The following is a 12,633-nucleotide window of genomic DNA, read 5'->3' on the forward strand; positions in this document are numbered from 1 at the left end:
GCTGTCCGAAAAAGATTAGAAAAGAATAATCCATGCAAACCCTACAAATCAGCATCTATGCGCTTGCCTTCCTGATCTTCCTGGCGCTGGTGTTTGACTTCATGAATGGCTTCCACGACGCGGCGAACGCCATCGCCACCGTGGTGTCGACCGGCGTGCTCAAGCCGCAGTCGGCGGTGGCCATGGCGGCGTTCTTCAACTTCATCGCCATCTTCGTGGTCGGCCTGAAGGTGGCGACCACGATCGGCAAGGGCACCATCGACCCGAACGTCGTCGACCACTACGTGATCTTCGGCGCGCTGGTGGGCGCCATCGTCTGGAACCTGATCACCTGGTACTACGGCATCCCGTCCTCGTCCTCGCACGCGCTGATCGGCGGCCTGGTGGGCGCGGCGGTGGCCAAGTCCGGCACCGGCGCGCTGATCGCCGGCGGCCTGATCAAGACCGTCACCTTCATCGTCGTGGCGCCGCTGCTCGGTTTCCTGCTCGGCTCCCTGATCATGCTGATGGTGTCGTGGATCTTCGTGCGCAGCACGCCGCGCAAGGTCGACACCTGGTTCCGCCGCCTGCAGCTGGCCTCGGCCGCCGCCTACAGCCTGGGCCACGGCGGCAACGACGCGCAGAAAACCATGGGCATCATCTGGATGCTGCTGATCGCCTCCGGCCACGTGGCCGCCGGCGACGCGGCGCCGCCCAGCTGGGTCATCATCGCCTGCTACGGCACCATCTCGTTCGGCACGTTGTTCGGCGGCTGGCGCATCGTCAAGACCATGGGCCAGAAGATCACCAAGCTCAAACCGGTGGGCGGCTTCTGCGCCGAGACCGGCGGCGCCGTGACCCTGATCATGGCCAGCTTCTGGGGCGTGCCCGTCTCCACCACGCACACCATCACCGGCGCCATCGTCGGCGTGGGCGCGTCGCAAAAGATGTCGGCCGTGCGCTGGGGCGTGGCGGGCAACATCGTGTGGGCCTGGATCTTCACCATCCCGGCGTCGGCCTTCGTGGCCGCCGTGGCGTGGTGGGTGGGCCGCCACATCATGTGACGCAAGCGGTACGGACGTGAAAAAGGGAGCCCATGGAGGCTCCCTTTTTTATGGCGGTGCCGGCGGGGCGGGGAGCCGGTCGTTTCGCGGCTGTTAGAATGGCGGGATGTCCGCATTCTCCGCCTTACTGCAACGGGTCCGTCCCGACAATTTCACCCTCGCCCTGCTGGCCACCGTCGGCGTCGCCACCATCCTGCCCTGCACCGGGCGGGCCGCCGCGGTGGCCGGCGACGTCACCGCCGTCGCCATCGGCGCGCTGTTCTTCCTGCACGGCGCCAAGCTGCCGCGCGAGGCCATCGTCGCCGGCCTCACGCACTGGCGCCTGCACCTGTTGGTGCTGTGCTGCACCTTCGTGATGTTCCCGGTGCTCGGCCTGCTGATGAAACCCCTGGCGCTGGCCATGCTCACGCCGGAGCTGTACCTGGGCATGCTGTTCCTGTGCATGCTGCCGTCCACCGTGCAGTCGTCGATCGCCTTCACCGCCATGGCGCGGGGGAACGTGCCGGCCGCCGTGTGCAGCGCCTCGGCCTCCAATTTCGCCGGCATCTTCCTCACGCCACTGCTGGTCAGCGCGCTGGTGGTGCAGGGCGGCGGTTCCCGTTCGGCGCTGGACGCGGTCGTCGCCATCACCGTGCAGCTGCTGCTGCCCTTCATCGCCGGCCAGCTGCTGCGGCCCTGGATAGGCGCCTGGGTCGACCGCCACAAACCCAAGCTCAAATACATCGACCAGGGTTCCATCCTGATGGTGGTCTACACCGCCTTCAGCGCGGCGGTGGAGGAGGGCATCTGGCGCCAGCTGGGCGCGGCCTCGCTGCTCGCGCTGGTGTTCGTCTGCTGCCTGCTGCTGGCGGCGGTGCTGTGGCTGACGGCGTACGCCAGCCGCCGCCTCGGCTTCAGCCGGGAGGACGCGATCACCATCGTGTTCTGCGGCTCCAAGAAAAGCCTGGCCAGCGGCGTGCCGATGGCCAAGGTGCTGTTCGCCACCTCGTCGCTGGGCATGATCATCCTGCCGCTGATGCTGTTCCACCAGATCCAGCTGATGGTGTGCGCCGTGCTGGCCCAGCGGTACTCGCGGGAGCCGGAGGCGGCGCGGTGACGGGCGGCGTGCGCGTGGAGGCGCTGGCGCCGGACGCGCCCGAGGCGCTGGCCCTGCTGGAGGAGCTGTCCGCCGCGCTGTCGGCGATCACCGGCGACAGCGGCCGGTCCTCGTTCGATCCGGCCGACGTGCGGGGGCCGATGGCGCGCTTCGTGGTCGCGCGCGATGGCGGCGGCGCGGCGCTGGGCTGCGGCGCCTTCCGGCCCATGGCGACGGGCGAGGCGGGGGAGGGGCCGGCGGCCGAGGTGAAGCGGATGTACGCCAGACCGGGCCGGCGCGGTGTCGGCGGCGCCATCCTGGCTTTCCTGGAGGCCGAGGCGGCAGCGCTGGGCTACCGCGTCCTGCGGCTGTCGACGCGGCTGGTCAATACGCGCGCCGTGGCCTTCTACGAGGCGCGCGGCTATGCGCGCATCGCCAACTTCGGGCGCTACGCGGCCAAGCCGGAGTCGGTGTGTTTCGAGAAGCGGCTTTATTGAATTCACCACAGAATTCGCCACGGAAAGCCCGGATTGCTGTTGTCGCACGTAAACATCGGATAAAATGGGACCAGGCGGTCTCCGTACTTTGCGTCCGGCGCCATTTCCATGTTGAGCTTACACACCAATTCCGCAGCGCTGTCAGCCCAGGTTTCGCTCAGCCGTACAGAGGGCAGGATGGCGCTCGCCATGACGCGGCTGGGAACCGGCTTCCGGATCAACTCGGCGCGGGACGACGCGGCGGGGCTGCAGATCGCCACCCGCCTGTCCTCCGAGCTGCACGGCATGGCGGCGGCGCGGGCCAACATCCAGAAGTCCACGTCGATGCTGCAGACCGCCGACGGCGCGCTCGATGTCAGCGGCAAAATATTGATCAGAATGAAAGACCTGGCCATCCAGGCCGCGGACGGCACCACCTCGGACCACGACCGCGCCGCCTTGCAGGCGGAATACACCGCGCTGACCCGTGAGCTGAGCCATATTTCCATCGCCACCACCTTCGGCGGCACCAAGCTGCTGTTGGGCGATTCGACCGAGGAGCGCGCGGCCGCCGCCAACGCCGCGCAGGCGGCCGGCGCGGCCGCCGCCAACGCCTCGGCGGCGCAGGGCGCGGCCCAGGGCCAGTACGACAACGCGCTGGCCAACCACCAGGGCGCGCCGACCGCGTTGACGCTGGCCGCGCTGACGGCGGCCAACGACGCCCTGATCCAGACCACCGCCGCGGCCACGGTGGCCGGCGAGGCGGCCACCGAGTCCCAGAACTACGCCACCGCGGTGGCGGCGGCGACGGCGGTGGACGGGGCGTTCTCGGCGCCGCTGGACTTCCAGATCGGCGACTCGGACGAGGAGGTGATGACCGTCAGGCTGACGCCGGAGCTGACCGCCATGCACAGCGCCCTGCACGCCGCCGCCAGCACCTACGACACCTTCGGCATCGTGCGCAACGGCGCCGGCACCGACCTGGTGATCGCCAGCACGGCCACCACGGCCATCGGCAACCTGCAGACCGCGATCGACGCGGTGGCCGCCGTGCGCTCGTCGATAGGCGCGGCCGGCAACCGGCTGGACCACGCGGCCAACAACCTGGCCACGTCGCAGGTCAACGCCAGCGCCGCCCGGGGCCGCATCATGGACGCCGACTTCGCGCAGGAAAGCGCCAACATGATTTCCCAGCAAATGCTGATGCAGTCCGGCACCGCCGTGCTGCGCCAGGCCGGCAGCATCTCGTCGATGCTGATGTCGCTGCTGCGTTAAGAAGTGGTTATTTGATGCAGACGGCGCGCACCATCTTGATGTCGGTGATGCCCAGCAGGACCTTCTCGATGCCGTCCATCTTCAGCGTCAGCATGCCGTCCTCCAGCGCGGCGGCCAGCAGTTGCGCCACGCGGGCGTGCTCCTGCAGCAGCTTCTTGACCTTGTCGCTGCCCGTCATCAGCTCGTGCAGGCCGACCCGGCCCCGGTAGCCGCGGTTGCACTCGTCGCAGCCCACCGCGCGGTACAGCGTGAACTTGCCGTCCTTGTCGGCGTAGCGCTCGCGCCAGCCGGCCAGCACGGCGGCGCGGCCGGCCTTGGCGTCGCGCTTGAAGTTTTCCGTGTTGAGCAGCTCCTCGCAGAACTCCGTCAGCAGCAGGTCGACCTCGACCTCGCTCGGATGGTAGGCCTGCTTGCAGGTCGCGCACAGGCGCTTGGCCAGGCGCTGCGCCAGGATGCCCAGCAGGGCGTCGGCGAAGTTGAACGGGTCCATGCCCATGTCCAGCAGCCGCACGATGGATTCCGGCGCGCTGTTGGTGTGCAGCGTGGCGAACACCAGGTGGCCCGTCAGCGAGGCCTCGATGCCCATGCCCACGGTTTCCTTGTCGCGCATCTCGCCGACCATGATGATGTCCGGGTCGGCCCGCAGGAAGGCCCGCATCACGGTGGCGAAGTCCAGTCCCGCCTTGCGGTTGACCTGCACCTGGCGCAGGCCCTTCTGCGTGATCTCCACCGGGTCCTCGGCGGTCCAGATCTTGGTGTCCGGCGTGTTCAGGTAGTTCAGCACCGAGTGCAGCGTGGTGGTCTTGCCGGAGCCGGTGGGGCCGCACACGAAGAACAGGCCGTAGGGCTTCTCCACCGTGGCGCGCAGCCGGTCCAGGTTGAAGGGCAGCACGCCCAGCTTGTCCAGCGGGATCGGCTCGCCGGCGGCCAGGATGCGCATCACGATGTCCTCCACGCCGCCCGAGGAGGGGATGGTGGCCACCCGCAGCTCGATGTCCAGCGGGCCGTACTTCTTGAACTTGATCTTGCCGTCCTGCGGCTTGCGGCGTTCGGAGATGTCGAGGTCGCACATGATCTTCACGCGCGCCACCAGCGCGCTGCGGTAGGCGTGCGGGATCTCGATGTAGGGCACCAGCGAGCCGTCCTTGCGGAAGCGGATGCCGGTCTTGCCCTTGCCGGGCAGGGGCTCGATGTGGATGTCGGACACGCCCTGGCGGTAGGCGTCCACGATGATCTTGTTGACCAGCTTGACCAGCTCGTTCTCGACCGCCTCCGACACCTCGGCCGGGCCGTCGCCGCCCTCGTCGTCATGGTCGTCCATGCCCGACAGCAGCTCGCCCACGCTGCCGCTGTCGCTGGTGGCGCCGTAGAACTGCTCGAGCGTCTGCTCGAACTCCAGGTTGGTGGTGACGCGGTAGATGATCTTGGAGCGCGGGAAGATCTGGTTGACGATGCGCGTGTTGGCCACCTGCTCGGGGTCGACCGCCAGCACCAGCAGCCCCTCCTTGCTTTCCTCCAGCGGCAGCCACAGGCACTCCTCCACGTACTGGCGCTTGAGGTTCTTCAGCAGGTCCACGGGACGCACCCGGTCCGGCTTGAACGGCTCGTACGGCACCGAGTAATGGCGCGACAGCGACAGGCCGATGGCCGGCAGCTTCACGTGCAGCTCCTTCAGCAGCACCTCCTCGATGGCGACGTCGTTCTTGCGCGCGTTGCGCTTGGCCAGCTCCAGGTCGCCCGCCGACAGCACCGCGTCCGTCACCAGGCCGTCGTACTTGGTGCGCACGTACTGGGGCGGCTTCATGCGCTGGCTGAGCGCCACCGACAAGGTCTCGCACAGTTCCTTCACGCCGTCCACGGCGATCTGCGAGAATGGCCCTCCCTCGCGGTTGTTGATGAACTGGACCACGCCCAGCAGCTCCTTGGACTGCACCGAGATCAGCGGCGCCACCAGCATTTCGCGCGTGCGGTAGCCGGTGCGCTGGTCCACCCCGTGCTGGAAGCGCAGCTCCGGCGAATGGCGCTTCAACTCGGCCTCGTCGTAGACGTCGGCGATGTTGACGGTCTTGTGGGTCAGCGCGACGTAGCCGGCGATGCTGTGCGGCGTGACGGCCAGCTTCAGGTCGCGGAAGGTGGTCAGCCCGGTCTTGACCTTGGAGACGATGTAGTCCTTCTCGTGGTCCATCGCGTACAAGGTGAAGCGGTCGCAATTGAACAGGTCGCAGAACTCCATGCCCAGGTCGAGCATGATCTCGTCGAGGTTGTTGGTGGCGTGGATCTTGGTGGTGACCGCATGCAGCTTCCTGAAGAACGCCAACCGCAGGTCAACCTCGCTGGGTTTGGGACTGGAATGGTCGGCGTCGCTCATCGGCTGGGGAATCCTCTTTCCACAATGGGGGCTACAGCTCGACTTCCAGGCCCTCGTAGGCCAGGAAGACCTGCAGGCCTTCCGGCAGCGGCGCGTGGCGCGCCATCACCTCCTGGAACACGGCCTCCAGCTCGTCGTCGCTGCGGGTCGGTTCGTGATGGGTGCAGTATAACTGTTTGGCGCCGGCCTTGATCGCCATCGCGAACGCGCCGTCGAAGGTGCCGTGGCCCCAGCCCTGCTTGGCCGGATACTCCTCGCGGGTGTAGGAGCAGTCCACGATCAGCGCCGTCACGCCCTGGATGGTCGCCTCGATGGCGCGGGTGCGCTCCTCGATGTGCGACTGGAAGGCGGCGTGCTCGGGATGCCCGGGCGGGTAGATGTTGTAGTGCGGCTCGTGGTCGCCGGTGAAGAACACGGACTTGCCGTTGCAGTCGATGCGGTAGCCCAGGTCGATCACCGGGTGGTTCATCACCACGTTGCTGACCTGCGCGTCGCCCACGGCGATGGTCTCGGCCGGCGCCAGCGTGCGGTATTCGATGGTGGCGTCCATCTGCGTCTCGCTGACCGGGAAATAGCTGTTCTGCAGCTGCACCCCCATCACGTGCTCGATGCCGTTGCCGGTGTCGGGATCGGTGGTGCCGTGCAGCCGCACGCGGCTGCCCTTGATGAACAGGGGCGTGAAGAAGGGCAGGCCGTGGATATGGTCCCAATGGCTGTGCGTGATGAAGATGTTGGCCTTGACCGGCACTTTCTTCTGGGCGATCAGGGACTGGGCCAGGGCGAAAATGCCCGTGCCGCCGTCGATCACGATCAGGGTGTCGTCGTCACTGCGCACCTCGATGCACGTGGTGTTGCCGCCATAGCGCGCCGTACGCGGTCCCGGGGACGGGATCGAGCCGCGCACCCCCCAAAATTTGAATTTCATGCTGTTGTGCCCCTAACCTTACCCGTTCTCTATCAGTCCGCCGTCCTTCTATTGCCAGCGCAGCATCAAGCATGGTTGAACAGGCAAGTGACGGTCAATACCGATGATAGCCGTTTTTCCGCGCATTCTGGGCTAAAAGTTGCGAATATGAAGAGTTAATTGCAGGCAAATAGCGATACCGCGCGATTCCAATGTACAGGCGCTTGCACTAGAGCTACACTTCAAGCAATTACGTCTGTGCACTGAAATCTACCATGCAAGAGCTGAACCATACCCAAATTGCGCAGAGGCTGGACCAGCTGACCGAATTGAGCGTGGCGCTCGGGGCCAGCCATGACACGGCTGAGCTGCTGGAACGCATCCTGATGGTGGCCAAGGGCATGACCAACGCCGACGGCGGCACCCTGTACCGACCCAGCGAGGACGGGCGCAGCCTGTGCTTCCACATCTCGGTCAACGACACGCTCGGCATCCGCCAGGGCGGCGCCCACGGCGACAAGATCGACATCCCCGCCGTGCCGCTGTTCGACGCGCACGGCGACAAGAACCTGGCCTCGGTGGCCGCCTATTCCGCCAATTTCCGCCTGTCCGTCAACATCGAGGACGTGTACCAGGCCGACGTGTTCAACTTCTCCGGCATGCGATCGTTCGACCAGCAGCGCGGCTACCATTCGCAGTCCTTCCTGACGGTGCCGATGAACGACCACGAGGGCGAACTGGTGGGCGTGCTGCAGCTGATCAACGCCAAGGACCCGCTGACGGGCGCCATCCGCGCCTTCTCGCCCACCGACCAGCGCTTCATCGAGGCGCTGGCGGCGCAGGCCGGCGTGGCCATCACCAACCAGCGCCTGATCCAGCAGCTGGAGGAATTGCTGGAGGCGCTGGTCAACCTGATCAACATCGGCATCGACGAGAAGTCGCCGTACACGGGCCGCCACTGCCAGTTCGTGCCGGAACTGACGATGATGCTGGCCGAGGCGGTGCACAACACGGAGACCGGCCCGCTGGCCGACTTCCGCATGGACGACGCCGACCGCAAGGAACTGTGGCTGGCCGGCCTGCTGCACGACTGCGGCAAGATCACCACCCCGGTGCACGTGGTGGACAAGGGCACCAAGCTGGAAACCATCTTCGACCGCGTGCACATGGTCAGCACCCGCTTCGAGGTCTTGATGCGCGACGCCGAGATCCGCGCCCTGAAGGCCAAGCTGGCCGGCGGCGACGCCGAGGCGATCGACGCCGCGCTGGCCGAGGAGCTGGCGCAGCTGGAGGCCGACCGCCAGTTCATCCGCGGCGCCAACATCGGCGGCGAGGGCATGCGGCCGGAGGACCAGGAGCGGGTGCGCCAGATCGCCAAATACCGCTTCATGGGCCACGTGATCCAGAAGAAGGAGGCCGGCGGCGAGGAGCCGCCGTTCCGCCGCGAGGAGCAGGACTTCCTGTCGGCCGAGGAGGTGGACAACCTCACCATCCGCTTCGGCACGCTGACCGACGGCGAGCGCAAGGAAATCAACAACCACATCTCGGTCACGATCCGCATGCTCGAATCGCTGCCGTGGCCCAAGCACCTGCAGAACGTCGCGGAATACGCGGGCGGCCACCACGAGCGCATGGACGGCAAGGGCTATCCGCGCGGACTGACCAAGGAACAGATGTCGGTGCCGGCGCGGGTGATGGCGATCGCCGACATCTTCGAGGCGCTGACGGCGCGCGACCGGCCTTACAAGAAAGGCAAGCTGTTGTCGGAGTCGCTGCGCATCCTGGGCAATTTCAGCCTGAACGGCCACATCGACCCGGACCTGTTCGACATCTTCATCCGCCAGAAAGTCTACCTGGACTTCGCCCGCAAGAACGTCGACGAGCGCCAGCTCGACCACGTGGACGAGTCCAAGATCCCCGGCTACACGCCTTAAGCGCGCGGAGCGAGCGTGCCGCTGCATCTGCCCAAATTCACCTCCCGCCTGGGCAAGGCGGTGCAGAAGTACGGCGCCCGATGGGCGCTCGGGCTGGCGCTGACGATGGCCGCCTTCTTCAATGTCGAGGGCTGGCTGCACAGCGACACCATCGAGCGCATGGACACCTTCGCGGCCGGCCTGCGCATGCGCCTGGAAAAGCCGCAGCTGGACCCGCGCATCGTCATCGTCGATATCGACGACAAGAGCCTGACCGAGGTGGGGCGCTTCCCGTGGAGCCGCAACGTGATGGCCAACCTGGTGAGCCAGCTGACCGAGAAATACCAGGTCGCCGCTGTCGGTTTCGACGTTTCCTTCCCCGAGCCCGACACCAGTTCCGGCTACGACGTGCTGCAAAAACTGGCGATGGGCGAACTGAAACAGGTGCCCGGGCTGGACCGCCAGCTGGAGCGGCTGCAGCCGCAGATGGATTACGACGGCCTGCTCGCCGCCGCCATCAAGGGTAGGCCCGTGGTGCTGGGCTACAACCTGTCCGGCACCCAGACCAAGGGCGTGCTGCCCAAGCCCGCGTTCACCGAGGAGGTGCTGAACGGCCGCGTGCTGGACGCCTACGAGGTGGCCGGCTACGAGGCCAACATCAAGCGGCTGCAGGACGCCGCCGCCACCGCCGGCATCTTCACGGCGATGCCGGACCGCGACGGCGTGGTGCGCTCCACCGCGTTGCTGCAGAAGGTCGGCAAGGGCTATTATCCAACGCTGTCGCTGGCCACCGCCGCCGTGGCGCTGCAGGCGCGTTCCATCTCGCCGCTGTTCGAGGGAACGGTCGATTCCTTGTCCGAGGCGCAGAAGCGCAACGGCGGTCTGGAGGCGATCGGCCTGTTCCACGCCGAGGGCAACATCCGCATTCCTGTCGGCGAGGGCTTGACCACCACCGTGCAGTTCCGCGGCCGCGGCGGGCCGCAGGGCGGCGCCTACCGCTATGTCTCGGCGACCGACGTGTTGAAGGGTGCCGTGCCGCAGGAAGTGCTGGAGGGGGCGATCGTGCTGGTCGGAACCACGGCGCCGGGCCTGAACGACCTGCGGGCCACGCCGGTCAACGCCGAGTACCCCGGGGTGGAAATCCATGCCAACATGATCCAGTCCATACTCGACGGCAGCTTCAAGGTGCGGCCCAGCGACGCCGTGGTGGCCGAGAAGTTGCAGGTGCTGGTGATCGGCCTGGCGCTGACGCTGGCGCTGCCGGTGCTGGCGCCGGTATGGTCCATCCTGTTGTCGCTGTCGGCGGCGGCCGCCGCCGCCGCGATCAACTTCCATTTCTACACCGCCTACGACTACGTGCTCAACGTCGCGGTCATCCTGCTGCTGGTGCTGGCCCTGTTCATCATGAACGTCGCCTGGGGCTATTTCTTCGAGGTGCGCCGCGGCCGCGCGCTGGTGTCGCGCTTCGGCGAGTACGTGGCGCCGGAGCTGGTGGCCGAGATGGCCGAGGACCCGGAAAAATACAATATGGACGGCGAAAGCCGCGAACTGACCGTCATGTTCGTCGACGTGCGCGGCTTCACCACCATTTCCGAGGGTCTGACCCCGAAGGCGCTGCGCGAATACATCAACCTCTACCTGACCGCGATGTCCACCGACATCCGCGACAGCCACCGCGGCACCCTGGACAAGTACATCGGCGACGCCGTCATGGCTTTCTGGGGCGCGCCGGTGGCCTTCCCCGACCACGCCAGCCGCGGCGTGGCCACCGCGCTCTTGATGCAGGCCAGCGCGCACCGACTGAACGACGACTTCATCAAGCGCGGCTGGCCGGAACTGAAGATCGGCATCGGCCTGAACACCGGCCCCATGCACGTGGGCGACATGGGCTCGCAAATCCGCCGCGCCTACACCGTCATGGGCGACGCCGTGAACCTGGGCTCGCGCCTGGAGGGCATCACCAAGGTCTACGGCGTCGGCATCTGCGTCGGCGAGATGACCCGCGCCGCCGCGCCCGAATTCGCCTACCGCGAGCTGGACCTGGTGCGCGTCAAGGGGAAGAACGAGCCGGTCGCCATTTTCGAGCCGGTCGGCCTGGACAAGGACATCGCCGAGGCCGACCGCGCCGAGCTGGCGCGCTGGAACGAGACGCTGGCGCTGCTGCGCGGCCAGCAATGGGACCAGGCCCAGGCCGCCATCGACGCGCTCGACGCCCAGCATCCGCGCGGCCTGTACAAGCTGTACACCGAGCGCGTCGCCCATTACCGCGCCCATCCGCCGGGCCCGGATTGGGACGGCGTCACCACCTTCGAGACCAAGTAGCGAAAGTGTAGGGCCGCTGCATCACGGCATCGAAAAATGCGGACGCGACAGGCAAATCGGACTAAACTTCAAGAAACAACCATTACTCTCGAACCAAGCGTTTGAGGGCCGGTTGCGGAAGGTGTCCGGAGGGTGTCATGGCTTGTCGCGTTGCGCAATTGCTGGCTGTAGCGGCCCTCGCCGCCGCTGCTGGAGAGGCGCTTTCGGCCGACCCGCCCGCAGCCTCCGACGCCGCCGCCTTGCGCGGCGCCGTGCAACTGGACAATGGCGACGGCTGGTCCGACAGCCGGCTGCGGACCGGCGTGCTGCTCGACTACCGCCTGCCGCTGAGCGCGCTCGGCCGCGGCGGCGACACGCTGGACGTGTACGGCAGCTGGTCGCAGGTGGGCGGCCTGGGCGACCCGCGGGGCGGCGCCGGCGGCACCGGCGGCCTCGGACTGGACGGCGTCGGCAAGGGCACCGGCGCGGGCCTGCGCTACAGCCAGTTGCTGGCCAGCGGCGACGGCCACGAGTCGCGCCTGAACTACGGCGCCGACGTGCGCGCCTACAAGGCGGCCGGCGTGTTGCAGGAATTGGAGCCTGGCAATGATGTCACTGTTTATCCGCTGAGCTTGAACTATAGTGGTAGTTGGATTCTGGAAAAAGGCGCGCTGAGCGGCTCGATCACGGTGCTGCACAATTTCAGCGGCGGCACGCGCGGCAGCCAGGACGACTTCGCCCGGCTGCGGCCCGGCGCCAGCACCAGCTACAGCATCGTGCGGCTGGCCGCCGCGCTGACCCGGCAACTGCCCGCCGACTTCCAGGTGCGCGCCGGCGTCAAGGGCCAGTTCACCGGCGACGCGCTGCTGCCCGGCGAGCAGTTCGGCGCCGGCGGCGCCGGCGGCGGCATGCTGGTGCGCGGCTTCCGCGAGCGCGCCATCGCCAACGACAGCGGCCTGGCGGCCCATGTGGAGTTGTATTCGCCGCAACTGTGCGGCGAATTCGCGCGCTGGCAGTGCCGCGCGCTGGTGTTTTACGACAAGGGATATTTCCGGCGCAACCGCGGCCTGGAGGGGGAACTCGGCGGCACGCAATTGCGCAGCACTTCAGTCCGTAGCGTGGGCGTGGGCCTGCGCGTGAGCGTTTCCAGCAATGTAGACCTGCAACTGGACTATGGCCGCGTGGTCCGGTCCAGCATCGTACCGCAACAAGACAAGAATCGCCTCCATGTTCGCCTGGGCATGACCTGGTGATTCCGACACCAAAAAGGAAGGCATG

9 protein-coding genes are annotated in these 12,633 nt (G+C 67.0%); 7 read left to right on the forward strand and 2 right to left on the reverse strand.

Annotated features, from left to right (window positions below; all coding sequences use genetic code 11):
- Nucleotides 1-32: 32 nt before the first annotated feature.
- The 4 genes from BM436_RS11890 to BM436_RS11905 all read left to right on the forward strand — a co-directional run bounded on the left by BM436_RS11890 (nt 33) and on the right by BM436_RS11905 (nt 3,869).
- Nucleotides 33-1,043 (forward strand): inorganic phosphate transporter, encoded by a 1,011-nt coding sequence (locus BM436_RS11890; protein ID WP_093555735.1) that lies wholly within the window; start codon nt 33-35, stop codon nt 1,041-1,043.
- Nucleotides 1,044-1,149: 106 nt separating this feature from the next.
- Nucleotides 1,150-2,139, forward strand: a complete 990-nt coding sequence (locus tag BM436_RS11895; protein WP_093555736.1) for a bile acid:sodium symporter family protein — start codon at nt 1,150-1,152, stop codon at nt 2,137-2,139.
- Nucleotides 2,136-2,615: a GNAT family N-acetyltransferase gene (locus tag BM436_RS11900; RefSeq protein WP_093555737.1), complete on the forward strand. Its 480-nt coding sequence runs from the start codon at nt 2,136-2,138 to the stop codon at nt 2,613-2,615. The genes BM436_RS11895 and BM436_RS11900 overlap by 4 nt, the downstream gene beginning before the upstream one ends.
- Nucleotides 2,616-2,723: 108 nt before the next feature.
- Nucleotides 2,724-3,869 (forward strand): flagellin N-terminal helical domain-containing protein, encoded by a 1,146-nt coding sequence (locus BM436_RS11905; protein WP_093555738.1) that lies wholly within the window; start codon nt 2,724-2,726, stop codon nt 3,867-3,869.
- Nucleotides 3,870-3,876: 7 nt separating this feature from the next.
- Here the strand turns inward: BM436_RS11905 and BM436_RS11910 are convergent, their stop codons facing one another.
- Entirely contained in the window at nt 3,877-6,237 is a 2,361-nt protein-coding gene (locus BM436_RS11910) for a GspE/PulE family protein (RefSeq protein WP_093555739.1), read from the reverse strand.
- A 31-nt stretch (nt 6,238-6,268) separates the two neighbouring features.
- Complete coding sequence (locus BM436_RS11915; RefSeq protein WP_093555740.1) at nt 6,269-7,162, reverse strand: MBL fold metallo-hydrolase; 894 nt, start codon at nt 7,160-7,162, stop codon at nt 6,269-6,271.
- Between the two features lie 254 nt (nt 7,163-7,416).
- Here BM436_RS11915 and BM436_RS11920 point away from each other — a divergent pair, with 254 nt between their 5' ends.
- The 3 genes from BM436_RS11920 to BM436_RS11930 all read left to right on the forward strand — a co-directional run bounded on the left by BM436_RS11920 (nt 7,417) and on the right by BM436_RS11930 (nt 12,608).
- Nucleotides 7,417-9,075, forward strand: a complete 1,659-nt coding sequence (locus BM436_RS11920; protein ID WP_093555741.1) for an HD family phosphohydrolase — start codon at nt 7,417-7,419, stop codon at nt 9,073-9,075.
- 105 nt (nt 9,076-9,180) lie between these two features.
- On the forward strand, nt 9,181-11,376 hold the full coding sequence (locus BM436_RS11925) for a CHASE2 domain-containing protein (RefSeq protein ID WP_093555848.1): 2,196 nt from the start codon (nt 9,181-9,183) through the stop codon (nt 11,374-11,376).
- A gap of 137 nt (nt 11,377-11,513) precedes the next feature.
- Nucleotides 11,514-12,608 carry a ShlB/FhaC/HecB family hemolysin secretion/activation protein gene (locus tag BM436_RS11930; protein ID WP_143133089.1) on the forward strand — a complete coding sequence of 365 codons (1,095 nt, stop codon included), beginning with the start codon at nt 11,514-11,516 and terminating at the stop codon, nt 12,606-12,608.
- The last annotated feature ends 25 nt before the right edge of the window (nt 12,609-12,633 follow it).

It is taken from the genome of Pseudoduganella namucuonensis, assembly GCF_900116645.1.
In the GTDB taxonomy this organism is placed as follows: domain Bacteria; phylum Pseudomonadota; class Gammaproteobacteria; order Burkholderiales; family Burkholderiaceae_D; genus Rugamonas; species Rugamonas namucuonensis.